This is a genomic window from Mesorhizobium sp. WSM3860 (assembly GCF_002294995.1).
Lineage (GTDB): Bacteria > Pseudomonadota > Alphaproteobacteria > Rhizobiales > Rhizobiaceae > Mesorhizobium.
This window is the reverse complement of sequence record NZ_NSGF01000005.1, coordinates 248,347-271,108: the sequence shown is the minus strand read 5'-3', so window position 1 is coordinate 271,108 and position 22,762 is coordinate 248,347. Positions and strand designations below refer to the sequence as shown.

Here is a 22,762-nt window from a genome sequence, read left to right as displayed (position 1 = left end):
CGACAGTTTATATTCAATGCAGAACAAATCAAGAACAACGGCAGATCAGAGATACACTCGATTAGCATGGAAGCTCCGTCCGGTCCGGCAATGTCCGCTTTCAGGGAATACTTGATCTATCAATGTCCGAGATCAGGCGCAAAGCTACCATGGGCCTGGCAAAGTCCGTCACATAGGCGTCACCGAGTGACCTGCAACATCCTTTGGAAAGGCCCTCAGTGTGAAATGCGTATTTCACACTGAGGCGCGGAACATTGCCCGTGCCCGGCGCATCAAACACATCGGCGCACTCGAACTGGTTGCGCCGGGCATTGGGCTACGCCCACTGGATTGCCCTGCCGAATGCGGAAAAGAAAGCACCCGTCTGCGGAGGACCTGGCTGCCGCCGAGGCGCTGGCACTTGCCGAAAACCCGTTGATTTCCTCGACACTGATCCCTGGAGCGCGCTCGGCCCAGACAAGTTCGAGGGCGAGGCTATCGGGTAAGCACGCAGTCGGACGACGTCCGTATGTGGGGACGGGGTTGGGAGGTGACCTTCTGAAGCATCCAAAGGATTGCCGCAGCTCCAAGAGGCCTCTCAGGCATGCTTTCAATTACGCTCAGTCATGCCGTTGGCGAGACCGATCAAAGGTTCACCGATCTCGAGGGCCTACCTGCATAGGTGCAAGCCGGCCGACCATTTGAGGGGGCTGGCTGCGGCGCTCGACCGGTGCGGAACGATTGCCGGCCGCCTTGTCAAAAGGTTTGGCCATTTGGTTATACCCTTGTCTGGAGAGTTGAATGGAGAAACTTTCCACAACTTACGGATAGTGACGCCTTGATTCGGGAGCGCAACCTCTTTGAAACACCGATAGACGGTTGCTTCCTCGAGATCGAAATTGACCAACATGAATGCTCACAGTGCAGACGCCTCCGCCCTGGGGTTCCTCTATCAAGCCCAATACGCTCTCCTGAGGCTTTGGAACGAGTCAAGTTTCGAAGCAGTGATCTATCTCGAGACGCTCGACGACGTCGTTCTCGAGGTTAATGGCCAAACCATCCTTGAGCAGCTCAAGCATTCGCTTTCGACGAAGCCCGACGCCGTCACCGTGGCGAGCGTCAACGTGTGGAAGACGTTGAAGGCTTGGATTGACGTCCTCCCGGACTTGGATCTGTCCAAGACGTCGCTCCATCTCATCACTGTGGCAGATATATCGCCGACCTCTCCACTCAACGTCCTTCTCGACGAAGCTGAGAACCGGGACCAGCTTCAAATCGCCCTCCAAGAAGAAGCACACCGCGTCATTCAGGAAAGAGCAGACGCGCAAGCGAAAGGGATCAAGCCGCTTCCCCATGCGAAGCGCGCTGCAGGTTGCGAAGCATTTCTCAAACTCTCCGATGACCAGCAGGCCGAAATCCTCTCCAGGGTTCGCTTGATGCCAGGCCAACAGAACATCCGGCACATCGAGGACGACCTCGCGAAAAGGCTGACGTCCGTCCTCGCGAAGGATCAACTCCATGTGGCGGCGCTTATGGTGGAATGGTGGAATCGTCAGATCCTCCATGCGCATTGTGGGAAGCGCGACAAGGCGATTCATCGGTTCGAGATCGTGAAGCGACATATGGAGATCGTTGCTGATATCGAGCACGACAACCTCGTGGACTATTTTGCCGCGGAACTTCCCCCAGACACCTATCGGTCGCATCCCATGGTCGAGAATCAAATTAGCTTGGTGGGCGGCACTGAGACGTGGATTCAGAGAGCAGTCACCAACGAATGGCGGGCTCGTGAATCGCGGTCGCGGTGGTCCACCGAAAATCCAACCTGGCAGGAGAGGATTTCCAAGTACGACGACCGCCTGGCCGAGGAGTGGTCCTATAAGCACGCCGATATGTGCGATGAGTGCGGCGAACAATCCGACGAAGTGAAAAGGATTAAAGGACGCGAGCTACTCAGGTGGAGCTTTTACGAAGCGCCGGACAAGATCGAATACCTCGCGACGAGCGTCACAGCGCCAAGTTATGTCAGAGGCACATATCATCTCCTTTCGATCGACGGTCGAGTGGGCTGGCATCCTGATTATTTCGTTCTTCTGGGTTTCAAAAAATGAACATTGCCTATGATCTGTTCGCGGAGACGAACCCTGCCTTTGGTACATTCGGTCTCGTTGGCTTCTGTCGAAAATTCGACGCAGCTTCGGGAAGGTCTCCGGAGCTCGCACTTGCGTACCTTGCCCTACCCCTAGCGCTATCTGATGAACTGGAAGCGTCCTTCGAAGAGACAGCCGCCACCACCGGACTCATGTCATGGCTCAACCGATATCCCGATGTTCTTGTGGATCTAGGCGCCAGGCTCGACGCCTCGAAGGAAATAGTCTCCGCCGCATTACGGTTCGGACTTGGCGCAAGGGCGCTTTCTCTTAGCGCTGACGCGACACTCGGCCTCGGCCCCAGGCGGCCGTCAGCGGCACCGGTTACCGATCTCCCCGAGAGCCCGAAGCGCGCGGTCAAACGGGCGGAGCGCCTGGGTACCTGGATGGGCAAAGCGGGTTCGGCAGGGACAATTTTTTCAGCATTCGGAGTGGCGCCGTGAACCGTTGGAACGTTCGTGAAATTGCATTCTATGGCAACGGCGGCAGGCGCAGGACGCTTGAATTCGACACCGACAAAGTCAACGTAATCACGGGGGCGTCAGGCACAGGCAAGTCCGCGATCATCGACGCAATCGACTACTGCCTTGGCTCAAGCGATTGCAAGCTACCGTTCTTCGTGCGCAACCACGCCGAGGCTGTCGCCATACACTGGACGCAGGGAAATAGCGGCCTCATCGTCGGTAGAAAGATTCCGAAGGCAGGAACCGGCACAAATCAGATGTATGTACGGACAGGCCGGAACCTCAAGCTTCCGGATACATCCGAAGGACTTGAGGGACCGACCAACCGCGACACCGCTCGTGCGATGATCGAAAAGACGTTCGGCATTCAAGACACTGACGATCCAGCCGTCGCCGCAAAGGCCGAGAAGGGCCGCGCGACGATCCGTGACATACCGCCTTACCTCTTCGTGTCGGGAGACGTCATCCTTAGCAGGGAGACGCTCCTGCATGATCTAAACCGCCCTGAAAAGGCACGGGACATCAAAGCGACGATCCCCTATTTTCTCGGCGCTGTCGATCAGGCGAGCGTTCTTGCCGCCCGAACCCTCCGGCAGCTTGAGGCCGCGCTAGCGAAAATCGAACGGGAAAACGAAGCGCAGGAGCGGAGCCAGAGTCTTTTGACGCAGCGCTCGATGGCGCTGTTGACCCAAGCGCAAGGAGTCGGCCTCGTGGCCGAACTGCCGTCGCCCGATGCATCCGACAAAATCCTCCTGGACCAGCTCGCCGGCGTCGCGAGTAGCGGAGTCGCCTCGAACGACATGAGGGACTCTGAGGCTCGCGCGATACTGGAGGACGAGCGGCGCGGGCTTGTTTCGGAATTGCAGACGCTGAGAGCGAAGCGGCAGTTGCTCAGGCAGACCATCCGCGAGGCGACCGGCTACGAAACTGCGGTGTCAGGACAGTCTCACAAGCTGAGGCTCGTTGAGCACCTCAAGCTCGACGACAAACGATGTCCGGTATGCGATGCACAAAATAGCGTTGGCCAAGCGATGGCCGAGCAGATTCGCAATTCCTTGGGTATTGTCGCAAACGAAGTTGTCGCGATCGAAGGGATGCGCCCACGTCTCGACGATCATTCGGGACACATCGAGAATTTGATCGGATCCAAATACAGCCGCCTTAGGGAGGTCGAGGCACAGCTCAGTGGGCTCGTCCGGGTTGAGGAAGAGTCTGTGAAGACGGGGTCTCTCCTTCAGGAAAGGGCTCGGGTCGTCGGTCGCATCGATCAATTCCTTGAGACAACTGCGAAGGATTTCCAGGCGGATTCGACGAGTACGGCGTCGCTGATATCCAAGATTGAGGACCTCAGGGATCAGGTCGATCCGCAGGCGCGCAGAGAGCGTCTTCGCGACGCGGAAAACATGGTCAGCGCCTTTGCGACCGAAATGCTTGTAGACCTTCCCACAGTGGTGCCGGCTACTGGCTCACGTGTCGTGTTCTCGTCCACGCCGAAGATTTCGGTAGTTGAGCCTACCCGGCGAGCTGTCCTCGCGATGGCCGAAGTCGGTTCCGATCAGAATTATCTTGCGATCCATCTTGCCCTCGCTTTTTCGCTTCAGAAGCTTTTCAAGGCCATCAAAGCGCCCGTCCCCGGCCTGCTGATCATCGACCAGATCAGCCGCCCTTACTATCCCAAGGGAGGCGACGAGAAGCGGCTGCGAGAGATGGAGAAGGACGACGATCAGGTGGCCATGCTGCAGATCGTTCGGTTCCTGTTCGACGAGACTGCACGCCAAGCTGGGCTTCAAGTCATCCTCATCGAACACGCCTACATTGAGGAAGACCCCGAATATGTCGCCGCCGTAAAAGGCCGATGGACGAAGGCGTCGGGAGTGAAGCTCATTCCCTCTGACTGGCCTCTCAGAGCCTGATTGGATAGACACTCGACAAATATGAGACGGTGCCGACGATCCAGGCTTGAGGTACTTGAGCCTGCTTCGCGTGCGCGTGGAGACTCCTGAAATTGGATCCCTTCAATAGGCTGGACGCGCTGATCGAAACCGGTGGCGCCGATGCGGTCGAGCAAGCTCGCGCTCTGCTGAGCTCACTTGCAGGTGGCACTGAAATTGGTGAGCAGGCCGTGGACGAATTTCTGATCGAGATGATGACACTGTCCTTTCTGGTGGAGAGCGACCGAGAAGCGCTTCAAGCCTCCGCCCGTCGACTGGCCCGTCTTAGGCTGTCCAGATTAAAGGTCTTGTTTGCAGCTTAGGAGGCCCTCTAGGAAGCCTAGCCGGCTGCTTCACTTTATGCCGAGCATTCGCCTAGGCGGTTCCGGGTCGGAAGTCTCGACCATGAGTGCTTGAGCATCGTCGGAGACCAGCTCCGCAAGAAGCCGCCCACTTCAATGAGAATCATTAGCTGTCGTCGCCGGGTACCAATCCAGCTTCGCACAATCTTGCCGTAGCTTATTGACCGACGAGATTCGGACGAATTCCTAATAGCCAAGAGGAGAATAGAATTTGTATAAGCCTGGGGGTACCATCGCCGAAGCGCTTGGCCGTATACAAACGAAGAGCTACGTTCTTCCAGCAATCCAGCGCGAGTTCGTCTGGAAACCCGAGCAGATCGAGCGTCTATTCGATAGTCTTATGCAGGGCTATCCCTTTGGGACCTTCTTGTTTTGGAAAATCGAAGCTGCCACGAGCGCAAAATTCAAGTTTTATGACTTCGTACTGAACTACCATCAGCGGGACGCCGCACACTGCCCTGAGCTCCCTAAGCTTCACCAGCAGAGCGTCACGGCCGTCTTAGATGGCCAGCAACGCCTCACCGCGCTGAATATCGGCCTGCGCGGGTCCATGGCGATCAAGCAGCCAAACAAATGGTGGACCAATCCGGATGCTTTTCCCGTCCGGACGCTCCGCCTTGATTTGCTCTCTTCGGCTTCACCGGACGAGGACGGGGCGCGGTATAGATTCAAGTTTCTCGACGATGCGCAGGTAGCTCGCGACGAAACCGCGCATTGGTTTCCAGTGCCCGAGATCCTTGGCATGAAAGATGGTCCTGCGATGCTCACCGCATTGATAAAGCAGGGCCTCGAAGGCGCCTCATTGGAACAGGCGTATGCGATCTTGGATCGGCTCTATAGGGTGGTGAATTCCTTCAATCTGATCAACTACTACGAGGAAGAAACCCAGGATCTGGAGCGGGTTCTGAACATCTTCATTCGTCTAAACTCCGGCGGAACGATCTTGTCTTATTCGGACCTCCTTCTCAGCATCGCAGTCGCTCAGTGGAAGCAAGTCGATGCCAGGGCAGAGATCCACAAATTAGTCGACGAGCTCAATAGGATCGGGACAGGATTTGCGCTCAGCCAGGATTTTGTCCTGAAAGCCGGCCTCATGCTCGCCGATATCGCTTCAGTGGGCTTCAAGGTGGAGAATTTCACGACCACCAACATGTTGGCGCTCGAATCGAATTGGCCGGCAATCCGTGCTGCGCTGGTCCGAACGGTAGAACTCGCCGCCAGTTTCGGGCTGAATGGACAGACACTCAAGGCCGATAGCTCTCTCCTCCCTATCGCATATTATCTTTACAAGCGTGGCGCCCCCTCAAACTATGTCACCCATAGCCAGTTTGCCGAGGATCGAAGTGCGATCCGAGGCTGGTTGGTGAGATCAATAGTCAAAGCCTCCGGCATTTGGGGCAGCGGTCTCGACACCTTGCTAACAGCTCTCAGGGAGGTGATCCAAACCAGTGGCGCCGCAGCGTTTCCAGTCGATCAACTTCGACAAGTCATGAGCCAGCGTGGCAAGTCTCTGACCTTTGAGCCTGCCGAGATCGAGGATTTGCTCCACCTGGAGTACGGAGACAAGCGCACCTTCCCCTTGCTCTCGCTGCTGTTCCCCTTCGTCGATCTTCGCAACCAGTTCCACGTTGATCACGTGTTTCCGATCTCACGGTTCACCGCGGCGAAGCTGCAGCGCCAAGGTTTCAGCGATGCGCAGGCAGAGCTCATGGCTCGCCATGCGGATACGCTACCCAACCTTCAACTCCTTGATGGCGCGATCAACAATGAGAAGCGCGCAACCCTGCCCGCGGCATGGCTTAACGCACACTTGCCTGACGCCGTCGGCCAGCAGCACTACTGCACGAACCATGAGCTCGGCAGCGTGCCGGCAGATCTTGACGCCTTCGAGGCCTTCTATACCGCCCGCCAAGATCGTCTCCGGGTAAGGCTAACCGCGCTGCTTGGCGGGACCAACGCCTCCCCTTAACCTAGATGAGCGGCAAGATCAGACTGCATGGAAGAGGCTTATATGTTTGACAAACCCGGAGGCGATAACGTAGGCCCCGTCAATAAGTTGGCGGGGTGACATATGTACCGAGTTCTCTTTTGTGCGATTGCAACCCTGATAGCGAACCAGGCATTCGCGAACGACATTATACGGCTTAAGACAGAGTGGGAGCGGTGCGTAGACGAAGCCATATTCAACTTTGCAACCACCAGCACTGAAGCCGCCGACATCATAGTCAGGGCCGGATATGGCTCCTGTTATGGCAGGGCAGTCAACTACGCCCACGACTTCGTCAAGACCATGAAGGAAATTGACGAGCCAGTCGGGAACCCCCGCAGTGTGTGGCTAGACACAGAAGAGGAATCGATGAACCTCTTTATCTCGAAGGTGCTCAAATATCGCGCCGAGGTGGCGAAATAGTGCTCACTTCGACCCAGCCCCAAACCCGCGGATGAATGCTGGCACAACCCACGGTGCAAAGGCCCCGGCCAAGCGAGCCGGGGCCTTCGCCACTATCGCCGCGGAAGATGGGGCCGGCACCGAAAGACAACCGAGGTTAGTGGGGTCTTACCCTCCTGTTGTCGATCACCTCAAAGTCCGTCTGGCCAGCGGATCTCGAACTCGCCGGTTTCTACGGGCCAGGCCAGCCCGAAGCCGTTGTCGAGCGCTAGATTTAGATCGTTCTCGCTCGTCACCTTCGCGCCAACAAGAACGATCTGGCGACCGCTCCACCGCTGATGCTGCCGGTAATCGAGCAGTTGGCCAATGGCGGCGCGGATCGCGAAGCGAACCGTGGCCTGATCAGCGGGCTTTATCTCGACCATCACCTCAGGCATTCCCTTTACCGCAAACCGAAGGTCGTCGCGGAAACAATTCGGGAAAGTGATAAGCGGATATTGCTTGCTGAGAAACGCCACGAACTGCTCCTGCAGCTTGTGATGCTGTGGGTGGACGTTGACCTCATACTCTGTCACGTACCGCTTATAGATTTCGGTTGCGGCGGCTCCAGCTGGCCTCCCACGACCCGGATCTCTATCGGGCGATATTCCGATGGGAGCGACGGTCGGGTCATCCATGAAGGCCTTTACCCTCCTGACGAACGCCCTGGCGGAGCGATCGCTTGTTTCCTCGGCATACCACCAACTCGCCTGGCCACTCCAACCTTTGCCACGCTGTAGTCGAAACTGGCGCTCTTCAGGCCGCAATACGAAGGCGTTTTCGGCCAAGGTTTTGACCATGAACGATCTGAGCTTGTCCCTCCGGTGCTGAGCGGAAGGGTAACGACCCTTGAATTCTTGGCGGCGGCGATACAGCCGCGCATTACGATACCAGCCGACAACCATGCGTGGATCTCGGCCTTCTTCCGGAGCGGTCCACACAATGTCCACCCCGTCGACAAAACCGTCGGACTTGTCTGCGCCCAGGTTCTCGATGCGTACTTGCCGATCCAACTTGCCCTTAATCGTCTCGAAGTGGCCGTACACGTAGCCATCGTCGGCCTCGACAAAATTGCATTCTTCGCCGCAAAAGCCCTCCCTATTCGGAAATGCTCCACCACCAAGCGGCGGATCGTCTACGCTCCGCCCGCCGTAGTCCTTCATCCAAGCGATATTGCAGAACAAAACTGGCATCTGTCAGTCTCCGCCGAAGGGACATTTTCTTACCGATCACGATTCCGCTCGGGCATCCCCTCCCCCAATGCGGACCGTAGGTTCAAATGTTCAAACGAGCAGATTGAATGGAAGATACGGCTCGGCTCGAAGACCCTATTCGAGCTGGTGGATGGTCGCATCAGGCACAACCGCCTCGGCGATTTCGCACAAATGCTTGTGGTGAGTTAGATAGATCACTTGGCCCATGCCCGCCATTTCGCCAAAGAGCCTGAACACTTCTTCGGATCGGATATGGTCGAAAGTCTCCATGATGTCGTCCGCAACAAATGGCACCGATTGGCGGAACTGCGCGAATTCGTAGTAACCAGCGAGCCTTAGGGCCAGATAGAGCTGAAACCGCGCGCCTTTTGATAACGCATCGGCGACCTTGGATTGGCCGTCGCGCTGCATTGCGATCAGAACCTCGCCGCCTTTTACGGGTTGGGTTGTAAGGCCCGAATATTGGCCTTGCGTCATCAGCGTGAACGCTTCCGAAGCACGCGCCATCATTCCTGACCGATGGCGCTCACGGTAGGCGCGTAAAGCGTTTCCGGCCGACATGACGCCGAGCTTGAGTTCGATATAGCGTGTCGCTGCCTCTTCGATCTCTAGCACAATGGTGCGACGCCCGGCGTCAAGACGGGCGACAGCGCTGTCGCCTCCAATGTCGTCAATCTTATCCGCCGCGCGCGTCTGTCGGATCAACTGCTGTTGGAGCGCGCCGTCGAGCTGCTGGAGCCGCTGCTCGCCTTGCGCCTTCTCGATCGCCAGGTTCTCGAAGTCGGTATCGTCAAGGATCGCGCGGGCCTGCTCAAACTTCTCCAATGAAAGTTCAGCCGCCAGGCGATCCTCGAGCTCGGCCACGCTGGTGCGCAAGCGATCTCTCTCGCGCAGCAGCTCGTCCCGCTGCGCCACATCGGTCAAGGTGTCGACGCCGAACGCGATCAGCACTTCATTCTTGCGGCGCTCATGGATCGCAGTCTCGTTGTCGAGTACATTGCGCTCGCCTTGCAAGCGTGTGAGATCGGCCAAAAGGGCTGCCTTCGTGTCACGCGCCCTTTCAGCGCGATCCAGGCGCTCGCCAAGGCGAACTGCTAACTGTTCCGCCTCTCCATCCTTCGTTGCCTCTCCAACGTCTGCTGCGATTGAGCTGACCTCGCTGAGGAAATCGGCCCTGTCATCTTCCATTTTGTCGATGCGCAGCTGGAGGGCGTCTCGCTCTTGCACACCTTTGGCCAGATCGCTCAACTGTTCTAGTACAGTGCTTAAGCCAGATGCCGATACGCCATTCTCGAGCCAAGTTCCCTTGAGCGTCTCGCCTATCGTGGCGAGCCACTCCTCCTCGCGCCGCTCGGCCATGGCGACGGCACGACGTCTGACGGCAAGGTCCTCTTCTCTGCCATTCACGGTTCTCTGCGCCTCAGCGTATTCCGCGTCTAACTTGCGCTGCCGCTCCAGAAACAATTCCGCGAGGGCCATAGAAGCTTCGAGCGTGTCGTCCGGCGCCGGTGCTATTCCGACGCTGGTCAACGCCCTGATAAGTTCCAGCCGGATTTGCTCGCCTGCTTCTGCAGCCCGTTCTGCCTTCTTGCGAGACAGCTCGATCTGCCTCCACGCAGCGAGAGCATCAGTGCGGACCTCAATCTGGTCCTCCAGGTGCGCTAGCAGACGCTCTAGCGATGGCTCCACTACGTCGCCTAGCAACTCACCGCCGGCCTCGCCGACTTCAGCCATTTTGGCTTCCAGGTCGCAGCCAAGTTGGGCGTGTTGCTGGCGCAAACGAGACAGATCCGCCGAAGCTTCGGCAAGCGCCCTGGCCGTTGCGCGCATTTCCGCTAAATGCGACGCGTTCGCCAAGCGACCTAGGCCAACACCGTCGTCGCGGGCGAGCGCTAGAGCAAAGTCGTCAGCTGTGTCGATCGTCAGCGCCGCCCTATGCGTCTCCCAAGCTGCGTCACGGGTGCGCCGGCTCGCTGCCGCGGCTTCGTCGTCAGCCACGTCACTTGACGCTCGAAATGCGTCCAGTCGTGCCGCAAGTTTCGCGGAATTGCTCTCGCATTCAGCAAGACGCTCGGCGAGGACGGAACGGGCTTTGGCCAAATCTGTTGCCGCCGTCTTCCAGGATGCGATCTGCCCTGCACTCGGAACCGTCATGCTAGCCAGCGCACTAGCATCGCCGGCCCATGGCCCGAGCTCAGCCCGTAACTCCTCCCATCGAATTGTTCCTGCGTCTTCCTCTTCGCGGGCCCCCTTGATTTCGGCGAGATGACTGCTGGCTCGGGCCTTCGATAACGCTGAACCAAGCTTGGCCCTCACGGACTCCGGCACAGCTCTATCTTCCCCGACTCGCTCTCTAGCTGATTGAAGCGCATCGAGCGCAGCCGCGACTTCGTCTTGCGCAGCGCCCACCGCGGTGGCGATACCAGACCGCTGCTCAATCATTGTACGCAAGGTTCCCACCGTCGCGGCGGGCAAAAGTAGCTTCCCCGGATCCCGTTCGGAAGTGCGCCCCAGCGCGCTTAGGCAAGTTGCGACGGTATTATTGAGGATCTGCAGCTGGACATTACGTGAGGGTAGATCAAAGCCGGCCGACGAATAGCGCACTTTGCGCTCTGCCAAGTTTCGGATGCGCTCAGAGACCTCCAGAATCAGCTCGTCCACTTCGACGGACTCAATGCTTGCCATCAAACGGTCAACTTCACCGACATTGCCGGCCAAACGCGTCCTGAGGCTCGCATCGTCATCGATTAGCTCAGCTATCGAGCCTGTCCACGTCCGCGTTGGTGAAGGGGTCTGCGGTAACGCCTCCAACTGCACGATCTTGCGCCGAATATCCGCCAGCATCGGTCGCGCGCGCTCGAACTGTGCGATCGCCTCGAGCCGCGCCACCAGAACCGCCCGTTCGTTGACTATGCTCTCGTACTGCTGTGCCGCTTCTCGACGTTCGGACTCTAGCCCTTCATAGGTCGAAGCCAGCGTGTCGATTTCGTCCCTGCGGCTCTTTAGGTCGGCCAGCCGCTTCTTGAGCAGCGCAATCTCCGTGCCTTGGGCCTGCTTGCGATGCAGCGCGTCGGCCTCTGCCTCCAACGCATTCAGCGTTTCGGTCGCATGTCCAAGTCCAGCACTGGCGGTGAACAGCAGCTTGCCGAGGTCGCCGCGCGACTCCAGGATTGCCTCTCCGCCGGCCTCCAGCGTGTCATCATCCAACGAAAACATCGTCTCGTAGGCATCGCGAGACAGGCCGGCAAGATGTGCCGTGATCGCCATCTCGCTGACCGGCTTCCCGGTCGCGTCAAGGAGCGAATTATTCCGCTGTTTCGTGCGGGTGAATGCTTGCTCCACACCTTGCAATTCGAGCACCCCGCCGAGCCGCATGGCGCTGTACTCGTGAATGAAATTGTATTTGCTGCGCTCCTCAATGCCGAACAAGAGGTCAAGGAAACCCGCAAGTGCGGTCGACTTGCCGGCCTCGTTGAGGCCAAAGACGATATGCAGATCCGGACCGGATGTGGGCTTCGGTCCGAAGTCGATCGTCCGGTCCGTGAACTTCCCATAGCGAATGAGCTCAAGGCGTCGCAGCCTCATGACGATGCTCCGGCCTTGAGACGTGCGGTGACCTGATCAATGCCCTTCGCTAACGCTCTATCGAGGAAAAGCTCGAGTTCCGCTTCGCTCTTGCCAGCAAAGTCGCCCTTCCGCCGGAAGTTCGGCAAGGGTCTTTTGAATGAACGCCCTCGCCTCGGCCCGAAACGCCTCCGACGTGGCATCGCCGCGCATCGACGCGGCGAGTTCGTAAATGGGATCGGCAGTGTCCTCGGCTACCTCGGCCGTAGGCGAAACGACGCCGAGATCGAGCTTTTCGATCCACGTGCCACTCAGTTGTCCAGCCACCTGTTGCGCTTCGGCAAGAAGGAGGTCCCTGTCGCGAATGAGCTGCCACGACAATGGGGACGCTCCGGTCAAATTCACTCGAGCCAAAACGTGCCGCGACCGGACATTGGAGCGCAGCTCTTCAAGCGCCGCGCGGATACGCACGACGACTTCTCGCCACTCAACGGTTCCGGTAAGATCGACGCTGAGACGTTCGAATTGCGCGACGCTGGTCAGCCTCTCCTCGATCTCAACGGAACCGTCATCACTTATCGTCACAAGCGTCGCCGATTTCTCGCCGGCCTCATTGATATCCCTGCCCTGCGGAATACCCGGCATCACGACCGTTGCGCGTGGCCCTGGATAGACTTCGCGAACATGGATGTGCCCAAGCGCCCAGTAGTCGAAACCATGATTGTGCAAGTCGGAAACGCTGCAGGGTGCGTACACGTCGTGACCGGGCGAGCCTGCCAGGCTGGTGTGCATGATGCCCACATTAATCGCGCCGTCTCGAGCTATCGGGTACTTGGGCAACAGGCCTTCTGGCGCCTTAGGGTGCGCGAAGCTCAGGCCATGGAAAGCTACGTCGAGACCGCCAGAACTCAGCAATACCGATTGGGCGCGGCCGCCGAAGATGGTCACGCTGTCCGGAAACACGAGCTGCTTTGAGATGCGAGAGAGGGCATCATGGTTGCCGCGGATCTTGAAGACCCTGACACCCGCCTGATGCAGCCGTCCGATTTGTGTCGCCACGAATCGGGCGGTCTTCATCGAGGTTTGATCGCCATCGTAGAGGTCGCCAGCAATGACCAGCGCATCCACCCGTTCATCAAGACACAAATCGACTATGGAGATGAAGGCTTGTCGGCTGGCGTCGCCTACGAGCTCCGCAAGTTCGAGATTTCGCAGCGCTAGCGAGCGCAGCGGTGAATCCAGATGGACGTCGGCCGTGTGGACAAATCGAAACGCCATTCAGCCTCCAGCCCAGGACTGACGTAGTCCAAGGTTCGTCAGATCTAGCGGGGTGCTGCGGCCGCCCTCGCGTTGTCGCTGATATCTCACTGACCGTTTGCGCCGTCGATCAGCAATCCGTCCTGGTACCGCAACGATCCATTCGCGACAGCACCGGCGACCGCCGACGAAATCAATTGCCTCAATTGCGCGCTGGCGGCTTTGAAGCCCAGCATCCTCGAAACGCTGGTCGCGATTTCGTCCTCCGTAGCCCCAAGGTTGCTTCTCACCACCTCGATTGCTCCTTGGGCAACTTCCTCCGACGAGATCATTTCGGGCTTACGCAATCCAGGGGACATGACGGCACTGCGGTCGCGTAGCTGAATAGCGGCGCCAGGCTTGAAGCAGAAGTCGCCTCGACGTGCCACCACTCCACGCCCCTCGGCGACAATCAGGCCACGCTCAATTGCGTCCTGGATCCTACCGCCGGCCCGCTGAAGACCCCAAGCATCCCGGATACGCGAGACCACCTCGTCAAGATGGATTGGCGTCTCGGCTGCCACGACCTGCTCGACCAGCCCAGCCAGGAGGCCGGTGGGTGTCTCGTGAAGCTCAAATTGTCCGGCCGGTCTTTGGACACGGGCCTCCGCGTAGGCTCGATCAGGTACCGCGGCTCCGTTCCCGGTTTCCAAGCCCATTTCGGTTACGTTGCCTCGGTCTACCGTCACGACTTGTACCGCCGCGGCACGGCTTCGCTGATTTCCCAACTCCGCCCGTTCAGCGAGTTCTCTGGTTGCAGCGTCGATAGCTGCCACTGTCCGTTCGAGCTGCTCGCGCGGACGCTGGAACCAGTCAGCGCTCCATATGCGATGAATGATCCAGCCATGGTCTTCGAGCACGGCCTGTCGCAGGCGATCCCGATCTCTGGCTGAGCGTGAGGAATGATACTCAGCACCGTCGCATTCGATACCGAGCAGATAACGTCCTGGCCGTTCCGGGTCGGCTACTGCCAGATCGATGAAGAAGCCCGCGATGCCCACCTGCGCGTGGACTTGATAGCCTCGCGCAATCAATGCGTTGGCTACCTGTTCTTCAAAGATTGAATCCATCTCGCGGGTCGTCGTCTGCGCGAGCGAGATGCGCCCGGTCCGCGCGTAGTGCAAAAAGAGCTTGAAAGCGAAGACCCCCTTACCCTTTCCGCGCTCAAGGTCGATGTCCTCGTCTGTTATCGACGCGTACACCTCACAGGCACGCTTGGCACGGCTTATGAGGACGTTGAGGCGGCGCTCGCCGCCTTCCGAACCAAGTGGACCAAACCGCATTGCCATGTAGCCCTGGGCATTCTTAGCGTAACCCACCGAGATCATAATCACGTCCCGTTCGTCGCCTTGAACGTTCTCGAGATTCTTGACGAAAAACGGCTCACTTGGATGGGCGTGGAAGAAGTCTTCGGTATCGGGATTTAGCCGCCGCAGCGCTTCAAGCTCATCTTGAATCGCACGACGCTGGCTAACTGAGAAAGTGGCAACGCCAAGAGACTCTTGCGGATTCGACTTCGCGTGGCGGATGATCGCTTCTGCTACGGCCCGTGCCTCGATCGGGTTCGTCCCAGTCCCGCCTGAATCAAACACTCCGTCCGGAACGTGATGGAACCGCAGCCCCATGCCGGCCTCCTGGGTATAGGGGCTCGGCACAATGAACAGCCGGTTTTCGTAGAACTGACTGTTCGACACGGCAATCAGCGATTGATGGCGACTGCGGTAGTGCCAGCGAAGCATGCGCTGCGGCAAACCACGCGCCGTGAAAAGCCCCAGGATACTTTCGATGTCAGCGACCTGCGCGCCTTCGCCATCGTCGTCTTCAGACTGCGAGCCGGTCATCTTCGCGAAGAAGGTCGTCGGTGGCAGTTGGCGTTCATCGCCGACGACCACCACCTGGTTCGCCCTGGCAATTGCGCCGAGCGCATCCACCGGCTGGATCTGAGACGCCTCGTCCATGACCAACAGGTCGAACGACATCCGACCGGGCGACAAGAACTGCGCCACCGAAAGTGGGCTCATCATGAACACGGGTTTTAGCGCTTGGACGGCAGGCCCTGCTCTCAGCATCAACTGCCGGATAGGCATGTGCCCCCTTTTGCGCGCCATTTCAGACCGAAGCAACCCGACGGGTCCAGCTCCGCCATCTCTTGAAGGGATCTTGCGATGATGCGCTGTCACGACCTCAATGGCGCTAGCCTTGATCCTTTGCCGATCCAAATCAGCAAAGTCGCGGACCGCCCTGGAATGCAGCTCGCCGTCAAACCTGCCGAGCTCAGGCTCTTTCGTCGCCATCGCCGTCAGCATCTTCTCGTAATAGGCCATGTCGAAGACCGACCGCGCCGATGCGGTCGGAACCTGGCCGTTGGCCAGGCCGTCGATCAACTGTCCTAGCCCGGCCCTGCGGGCGCTCTCAGACCGTTCTTCGTAGGCAACCCATTTCGAGAGCTGCTCCTGGTGCTCAACCCACCCCTCCAATCGAGCAATCAACTCGGCAATCGAAACCTCCGAGAAATCGTCAACTCCGAACAATGACGAAACATCAGCCTTCAAGTCCTCCGCGAGCGCCTTCAATTGCAACGCCGCGGCTTGGGTCGCTTCCCGCGTCGCACAAGCCGATTTTGCGATCTCGGCCCTGTCAGGCAGACGCGCGGCCAGATGTTGGAGCGCGCTGTTATTTTTCAACCATAGCTCGGCTTGCGTCAGCGCGGCCCAATTGGATCCTCGGCCAAGCCAAGAAGAGCCGAATGCGGATATGCCAAGGCCTTCAGCCGCATCGATCTCTCGAGCGAGATTTTGTAGAGCGCCCAGGCGCCGTACAAGCTCCAGCCGATCCGACAACTGATCAGGCACGCCGGCCAGAACCCCTTGAGACGCTTCGTCCGCTTGAGCCACGGAGCGCGCCTTCTCTTCCATCAGCTGTAGTGAAGCCCTTTCCGCGGAAGCCACGTCACCCAGGATGGACGGCGCAAGGTGGCCAAGATCATTCCAGAAACCCTCGATCATCGGCCGGCCGATATCGATCACCTTGCGGACTCGGAGCGCCCGCGCGCCCGCTTCAGAGCGCTCTGCCATACGACCAGCAATAAGTCGCGGTTCCGACCCAAGCCCCCTCAGCGTCCGCATCCATTCCACCAGCGCTAAGAGCGGTGCCGACGACGATTTCTCCCGGCGCCAATCTGCGCCGAAGGCGGAGCGACCAAAGGCGTCGCCATCACGAACCCTTGCGGCTGCCGCTTGCCCCTTCATCAATACGTCAAGGAGACGCACGATCTCGGTCGAAGGCTTGTTGGCATCGACCAGAAGGGATCGAACCAACGCCTTGGCGCGTCTATAGTCGCCGCTCAATGCCTTCAAAAGTCCGGTATGAGTGGCGAGGGCTTGCCTTGCTGCTGCTACGTCCGTGTTCCAGGCAGCATCGACGACCTTGCCCTTCAGTTCCGCTTGTACCGCCTCAAGCGTGGCGACGCTCTCTGCAAGGTCTGCCGCTTGTTCGAGTCCTGAGTCCCAGACGGTCGCGGCAAATGCTTCGGGGCTTGCGTCAGGGGCAGCCGCAACTCTCTCCCCCGTCGCGATCAATCTAACGATCCCCGCCAGCGTGTCCGGTACAACTGTTGATCCGAGCTCCTGGTTCAGCCGCTCGGCTTCATCCCGCAAGCGCGGGAGCAGAACCGTCAGCTGGTGCGCGCGAACAAAGCCGTCCTTCGAAAATTCCGACGGCAGCTTTGCAAGCTCTGTCTCGAGATCCTCAATTGGGGTGTCGATCGCGGTCGCTGCCAAATGCTGCGAAACGTCTTGGAATTTGCGTGCGAAATCGGATGCCGTCCAAAGAAGCGACGAGATTTCCTTAGGGCTGTCATCCCACGCCGGCGAAACTAGCGCTTCGGCTGGGAGGTCCGGTGCAGAGGCGAGAAGTTCCGCGCGATCCTCAAGCTCACCGCTATCGCTCAAAATTCGGGGAGGATCCGCCTCGATCCGAGCGGCAATGTCGACCAGTTTGGCCTGTACGGCCTTCGCTTGCTCCAGCAACGACGTAATTCGCGGCACGAGCCGCTCGACCGTGGTTGGCAATACAACGTCCAGGCCAACCCCTCTCCAGGGATGGTGGATGGCAGCCCGATTTCGTTGATCCGCTGAGAGACCTCGTCCAACAGCTTCCTGCGTGACGAAACGCCTTCACTCGTCCATTCGGTGGCGCCCTCCAGTTCGATATCCACCGGCTTTTGCCCGCTCTGCCTAAGCCGGGTCAGTTGGCCGAAAACCTGATATGGCGTCAGGCCAGACGCCCCAAAGGGGACATGCATCCGGTCGGCATGCGCGTTGAGTTTATCGCGTGCCTGCAAGAGCTGATCGGTAAGCGCAGACGGGAATTGCCCTCGAGGCGATCCGAGCTGCCAGGTACGACGCAGCTCCTCCAGCATCATGCGCTTGTTCGCCTTGTTGCTATGGAGCTCCAGGCAGGCATCTCCTACCCCAGCATTGTCGAGACGGCGCTTCACGACCTCGAGCGCGGCCATCTTCTCGGCCACGAAAAGCACCGTCTTTCCGTCAGCCACGGCCGACCCGATAACGTTTGCAATCGTCTGCGATTTGCCAGTGCCCGGGGGACCTTGGATCACAAGGTCGCGGCCCTTCCGGACATCGTGGATCGCAAGCGTCTGCGAACTGTCGCTGTCGACGATATGCAACATCTCCGCAGGCGCAATGTGCGGATCGATCGCGATATCGTCAGACATCAACGGCTCGCGGGCTTCAAAGCCATCGGAAAGGAGCGAGCGGATCTTCGGCTGTTCGATGATCTTCGAGCCCTCGGGCCAGATCTCTGGATCAAGGTCCCGGTACATCAAGAACTTCGCGAACGAGAAGAACCCCAGCACCATGTCGTCCCGGAGCACCTCCCAACCCTCTTTGGTGGAGACCGCCTCGGCCACGGCATCGAGATACTTTGAGGCGTCGAAGTCGTCTCCCGCATCGAAGCTTGGCATCGCAAGCTTGTGCATCCGATCGAGATAGAGCTCGAGGGAGAGGTTCGCGCTCTGATCTTCAGGCCTAGCGCGTAGCCGGAACTTCTCTCCAGCCGTTCCTCGCTCAAGTCGGACCGGCACTAAAATGAGCGGTGCTTGACGGATGTTTTCCTTGTTGTTCGGGTCAATCCACTTCAGCATCCCGAGAGCCAGGAAGAGGATGTTGACGCCCTGCTCCTCTTCTAGCGTCCTCGCATCGTGGTAGAGATCGAGAAGCCGGCGCTGTAAGCCGGTGGGAGTCATCCGCGTCTGCAGTTTGGTGTCCGAATGTCGCGCGGAGATTCCCCGATCGTCGACTTCGTCATCCTCTGGCTGAGCAAGGGAGATCGGCGAATAGTCGATCTCTTCGTCCGCCGAGGTGCCTTCTTGGCCTGCCTTTGGTCTATCGGGCTTGCCGGCGAGGAAGGTAAAGGCTTTGCCTTCGTTCACTAGCAGCCGATAGATCTCAGATGACCGCTCGTCCACGACGTCGATCGTTTTCGCGCTCTTGGAAAACCGCGGCACATTCAAAAGCCGATTGCGGGCGGAGAGATCGAGCAACTCCATCCGGGCGCGATCGAGTTTCTCCTTCAGAGGCAGGTCGCTCTGGAAGACGGATTTTGCGACGTCAGACAACTACACCCCCCGTACAGAACCAAAAACATAGAACCGACCGAATGGCGGTCGCAACAGAAAACAGTCCCTTTTTGAAATCTGTGAATAAAGCTCTCTATCCGACAGCCTCCCAACATTTGTGAATGCCCCTAGGGCAGCCCACTAGATTTCAAAGCTGCCATTGAAGCTTAAGCAATCGGATTATCGCTCCCCTACAGAGCGGTCGACGAGACTGGGAGTCGACAGCGACGATCCTACAATCTCACGCAAATTTGTTCTTTTGTTTGTTCTGAGACAAAATGCTAATCGCAGTCGTTGCGCCACACCGACAAAGCCCCGAGATGGACTTTGAGCTCTTCAGCCGACCGCGTTGAACCGATCCTCAATCGCTGTCCGAGGAAGAAGACCTCTCCCGCCCACCGCGAATTGCCAATTCGAGCAAATCATCTTCCGCCACCCGCTGCAAATTCTCAATTTCCTCCGGCGTCCGAGCCCGTGGAGGTTTCTTTTTTGAAGACCGTTTAGAAGATGACACTGTCTGCACCTTTGTCTGATTTGCTCTAGTGTGGGCCCCGCCCCTATATTCTCAAGCCAATTCCGCGGCTTTATACAGAGAAAATCCCTCCTCGCAGACGCGTCGTATTCCGTGCGCCCAACCCTCTTGTTAACAATAAGCAGCTCGTGCGATCGGATTTGAACGTGGATTGTTTTGAAGTACGTTCAGAGATAGGTAGCCACGCTGACAATTTTTTGGAGAGATAAATTGGCCGACGAAACTCACAACCACTTGGCGTCAATAATCGAACTTACCGCTGACATTGTTTCCGCCTATGTCAGCAAAAACGCTGTCACAGTGTCGTCACTGCCAGACCTCATTGTGAGCGTGAATTCGTCGTTGGCTCGTATTGGACAGCCCATTGAACCCGAAAAGCCAGCGCAGGTCCCAGCGGTGAACCCCAAGCGGTCAGTGACTCCCGACTACATCATCTGCCTAGAGGACGGAAAGAAGTTTAGATCGCTCAAGCGACACTTGACCACTCATTTCGGCCTAACTCCCGACGAGTATCGGGAAAAATGGGGACTGCCGCGCGACTATCCGATGGTCGCTCCGAATTACTCGGAGAGCCGTTCCGCTCTCGCCAAGTCAATGGGACTTGGCCGTAAGGCTGCTACAGCGAAAAAGGCTCCAGCGAAAAGACCGAAGACCCGATAGCTCGGTTACGTCTGTGCTCGCGAGGAGTTCTAGCAATTGAGGAACGATCGGCAATCCCACCGACATCGGTGGCGCCTAAGGCGCGATCGGCGAAGCCCTGTCGCCCGCGCTCCTCGCGGTCGGACCGTTGCGATGGTATCGCTGGCAACCGCTGGCCTGGCGGCCTCAGCATACGCCGCTTTTTCGTCAATGGGAGGTAGCCATAGCGAGCTCAGCGCAGCTGTAGCCAACTGGACTGCAGCAAGCCCACCAGCCATCATCGGGACAGCGTCGGTTGCGGACGGTGACACGATCGAAATCCACGGTCAGCGCATCCGCTTCAACGGAATCGACGCGCCTGAAAGCCGTCAGCTTTGCAAAGATGCCAATGGCGTAGACTATCCATGTGGGCAGCGAGCCGCCGAGGCCCTGGACACCTTTTTGGCCGCGTCTCGACCGGTGCAATGCACCTTCGTGGCATGGGACAGATACCACCGCTTCGTTGGCAACTGTCGCCGGGCGGACGGCGCCAGCGTCGCCTCCTGGATGGTTGAGCACGGTCAGGCACTTGATTGGCCGCGATACAGCCACGGCGCTTACGCTGAGTCGCAGGCACAAGCGAAGAGAGCCAAAGTTGGAATTTGGACTGGCGAATTCGAGGCGCCATGGGATTGGAGCGCCAGTCACTCGGATGAGCCGAAGCCGTCGGCGAACCACAAGCTTGGGCTGATCACTCATGGTCAGGTTGCGCAGAGCTATTCATGCCAGCCGCGACGCTACTGCTCTCAGATTTCCTCCTGCGAGGAAGCACGTTGGTATCTGAACAATTGTTCTTGGGGTAGCAAGTTGGATCGTGACAGCGACGGAATCCCTTGCGAAGGGCTTTGTTGAGTCGTCACATGCATAGAGCAGGCCGACGCCATAGTGGTCACCCAGGAATACCGCAAAACCTCAAGAATTCAGGCGCGAAACTGACGTGGTGGATGCCGTTCTCATTAGTCTGGTCATAGCCATAAACGTGTATCCCCAACGCTTCGATCGCCTCTTGCAGCGAAGCCTTGAGCTCACCTTTCAACAATAGAACCGAACGTGTCCTTTGAAATTGCTGAAAAGTTGGCGGTAGAGATGCAATTGGCCGATGCCAGTATGCAAATCAGCCGCACCAGAGCCGGATTTGATTTCGAGCAGCAATGCGTCTTGATCCCGGCGGTCAATCTTCATATCGATCTCGTAGCCGCCCTGCTGCCGCCGCTTCTCGTAGGGGATATTCTGAGCCGAAAGCTTCTCGGCTAGCGCAATCCAAACCTCTCCTTGGAGCCTTTTAATCTGACGCGCCTCACTCGCGGTTTTCGGGCCGACCGTGTAAAAGCCACCAGTCTCCGGACGTGCCAGGGTTTCGCCTACGCTACTTTGTGGCATCGGCGTTGCTCTCCCGGGCATGCGTGCCGACCAGCAAAAATCCACAAATCGAGCGGTATCGCGTATGACAGCCTCTGGAGGGTCATCAAGGTTTGCGACCAAAAACCATCGGCGAGCTGCCGCGTTGCCTGTCGCCTCAACCTCGATATGCGAGAGTCCTGTACGGGCAGCGAACTCGCTCTCTTGGATGGTTGCCGCATTTGGACCGCCATGCAGCCGGCCTTGCCGAAGGAGATATCGGCCGCCGGTCTCGTCCTCCGCGATTGCCGAAAGAGCGTTGTAGTCGCCTGGCTTAGTTGGTTCGTTGATTTCCACTGCCCATTTGACGCCGCGAGGATCCTGACCGAATTTCATCTCGACCTTCCCGCTGCTATCGCTACGACGCATGAAGACAAGATGGTCAGTCAGCGCTAGGACTGCCCCTCTCTGGACAGCCGTTTCGGTCATCACGTTGGCCCATCGCGCAAAATGATCTCGGCAGACTTGCGTGTCTGTCACCGGGCGCATCGGCCCGTCTAAAAGCCCTAGCTCGCGGGCAACAGTGTCATAGCCGATTTCAAATCGGCCGATTTCCTCAACGCTCCAGGACACGAGCTCCTCGCGAGTTAGTCGAAGACCGTCTCGTTGCGAAAGATTTGCAGCCACTGGTGAAGCCAAGTAGTTGCCGCCGGTTATTCGGTCGTAGCGCGCGCGGATTGTTTCGCTCTGGAAAACGGTATCGATCTTGACGCAGAACCAACCGCTCGCATCAATGCCTACAGTGTAGGCTAGTTCTTCCGGCGCTTCCGGCCGGGGATAAATCCGGACCCAGGTGTAAGGCTTAAAACGGTGAGCCTGGTTGGTCGGCTTGGAGAGCTTTTTGACAATGCCGCGCGGGAACAGGATCGCACGAACTGCCCGTGCCCACGCTGCAGTCGCATCATAGGCCTCAACCAGCTTCTCATAGCCCTCGTTTTGAGCGGGATCAGCCTTGTTGCGCTCCGTTCCCTTCCATGTTTGCAGCAACTCAAAATGCTCCGAAGCAAATCCACTTGCTGCCATAAGAATTCAAATCCTCGATCTGGTTTCTTTCAAGTAACGAGTCAAGCTAGGCTAGCGACGAACGTCCGGCGCGCTTCAAGTGTGATTGTCTGGCGACTAGGGCTT

At 58.2% G+C, this 22,762-nt stretch carries 13 protein-coding genes and 1 pseudogene; 8 read left to right on the top strand and 6 right to left on the bottom strand.

Annotated elements, in window-relative coordinates; translation table 11 throughout:
- Positions 1-887 precede the first annotated feature (887 nt).
- The 6 genes from CK220_RS11770 (at position 888) to CK220_RS11745 (ending at position 7,296) form a co-directional block, all read left to right on the top strand.
- Positions 888-2,090 carry an ABC-three component system protein gene (locus CK220_RS11770; protein WP_095811678.1) on the top strand — a complete coding sequence of 401 codons (1,203 nt, stop codon included), beginning with the start codon at positions 888-890 and terminating at the stop codon, positions 2,088-2,090.
- Entirely contained in the window at positions 2,087-2,572 is a 486-nt protein-coding gene (locus CK220_RS11765) for a three component ABC system middle component (RefSeq protein ID WP_095811677.1), read from the top strand. The genes CK220_RS11770 and CK220_RS11765 overlap by 4 nt, the downstream gene beginning before the upstream one ends.
- Positions 2,569-4,506: a DUF3732 domain-containing protein gene (locus CK220_RS11760; protein ID WP_095811676.1), complete on the top strand. Its 1,938-nt coding sequence runs from the start codon at positions 2,569-2,571 to the stop codon at positions 4,504-4,506. The genes CK220_RS11765 and CK220_RS11760 overlap by 4 nt, the downstream gene beginning before the upstream one ends.
- A gap of 92 nt (positions 4,507-4,598) precedes the next feature.
- Positions 4,599-4,847 carry a hypothetical protein gene (locus CK220_RS11755; protein WP_095811675.1) on the top strand — a complete coding sequence of 83 codons (249 nt, stop codon included), beginning with the start codon at positions 4,599-4,601 and terminating at the stop codon, positions 4,845-4,847.
- 250 nt (positions 4,848-5,097) lie between these two features.
- Positions 5,098-6,855, top strand: a complete 1,758-nt coding sequence (locus CK220_RS11750; protein WP_095811674.1) for a DUF262 domain-containing protein — start codon at positions 5,098-5,100, stop codon at positions 6,853-6,855.
- 102 nt (positions 6,856-6,957) lie between these two features.
- A complete protein-coding gene (locus CK220_RS11745; RefSeq protein WP_095811673.1) occupies positions 6,958-7,296 on the top strand; it encodes a hypothetical protein in 339 nt (112 codons plus the stop codon).
- A gap of 170 nt (positions 7,297-7,466) precedes the next feature.
- On the opposite strand, the gene CK220_RS11740 is transcribed toward CK220_RS11745, so the two are convergent.
- The 5 genes and pseudogenes from CK220_RS11740 to CK220_RS32440 all read right to left on the bottom strand — a co-directional run bounded on the left by CK220_RS11740 (position 7,467) and on the right by CK220_RS32440 (position 19,026).
- The gene (locus CK220_RS11740) at positions 7,467-8,507 is read right to left on the bottom strand and encodes a hypothetical protein (protein ID WP_095811672.1); all 1,041 of its coding nucleotides are present in this window, start codon (positions 8,505-8,507) and stop codon (positions 7,467-7,469) included.
- A gap of 135 nt (positions 8,508-8,642) precedes the next feature.
- A complete protein-coding gene (locus CK220_RS11735) occupies positions 8,643-12,113 on the bottom strand; it encodes a YhaN family protein (RefSeq protein WP_095811671.1) in 3,471 nt (1,156 codons plus the stop codon).
- Positions 12,110-13,370 (bottom strand): annotated as a pseudogene (locus tag CK220_RS11730) (DNA repair exonuclease). Before CK220_RS11730 ends, CK220_RS11735 begins: the two are co-directional and overlap by 4 nt.
- An 86-nt stretch (positions 13,371-13,456) precedes the next feature.
- Positions 13,457-15,346, bottom strand: coding sequence for a DUF3320 domain-containing protein (locus CK220_RS32445; protein ID WP_245429136.1), 1,890 nt, complete (start codon positions 15,344-15,346; stop codon positions 13,457-13,459).
- Between the two features lie 1,988 nt (positions 15,347-17,334).
- Positions 17,335-19,026, bottom strand: coding sequence for a DUF4011 domain-containing protein (locus tag CK220_RS32440; RefSeq protein ID WP_245429126.1), 1,692 nt, complete (start codon positions 19,024-19,026; stop codon positions 17,335-17,337).
- A 742-nt stretch (positions 19,027-19,768) separates the two neighbouring features.
- Here CK220_RS32440 and CK220_RS11720 point away from each other — a divergent pair.
- On the top strand, positions 19,769-20,218 hold the full coding sequence (locus tag CK220_RS11720; RefSeq protein ID WP_095811670.1) for a MucR family transcriptional regulator: 450 nt from the start codon (positions 19,769-19,771) through the stop codon (positions 20,216-20,218).
- Between the two features lie 132 nt (positions 20,219-20,350).
- Positions 20,351-21,088, top strand: coding sequence for a thermonuclease family protein (locus tag CK220_RS11715; RefSeq protein ID WP_095811669.1), 738 nt, complete (start codon positions 20,351-20,353; stop codon positions 21,086-21,088).
- A gap of 180 nt (positions 21,089-21,268) precedes the next feature.
- On the opposite strand, the gene CK220_RS11710 is transcribed toward CK220_RS11715, so the two are convergent.
- Positions 21,269-22,657: a hypothetical protein gene (locus CK220_RS11710; protein ID WP_095811668.1), complete on the bottom strand. Its 1,389-nt coding sequence runs from the start codon at positions 22,655-22,657 to the stop codon at positions 21,269-21,271.
- Positions 22,658-22,762: the final 105 nt, after the last annotated feature.

Bases quoted from the DNA above. Each gene is read 5' to 3' on its own strand.
- CK220_RS11715 (WP_095811669.1), top strand. From the start codon at position 20,351: ATGGTATCGCTGGCAACCGCTGGCCTGGCGGCCTCAGCATACGCCGCT.
- CK220_RS11735 (WP_095811671.1), bottom strand. From the start codon at position 12,113: ATGAGGCTGCGACGCCTTGAGCTCATTCGCTATGGGAAGTTCACGGAC.
- CK220_RS11740 (WP_095811672.1), bottom strand. From the start codon at position 8,507: ATGCCAGTTTTGTTCTGCAATATCGCTTGGATGAAGGACTACGGCGGG.
- CK220_RS11745 (WP_095811673.1), top strand. From the start codon at position 6,958: ATGTACCGAGTTCTCTTTTGTGCGATTGCAACCCTGATAGCGAACCAG.
- CK220_RS32445 (WP_245429136.1), bottom strand. From the start codon at position 15,346: ATGGACGAGGCGTCTCAGATCCAGCCGGTGGATGCGCTCGGCGCAATT.
- CK220_RS11770 (WP_095811678.1), top strand. From the start codon at position 888: ATGAATGCTCACAGTGCAGACGCCTCCGCCCTGGGGTTCCTCTATCAA.
- CK220_RS11710 (WP_095811668.1), bottom strand. From the start codon at position 22,657: ATGGCAGCAAGTGGATTTGCTTCGGAGCATTTTGAGTTGCTGCAAACA.
- CK220_RS11765 (WP_095811677.1), top strand. From the start codon at position 2,087: ATGAACATTGCCTATGATCTGTTCGCGGAGACGAACCCTGCCTTTGGT.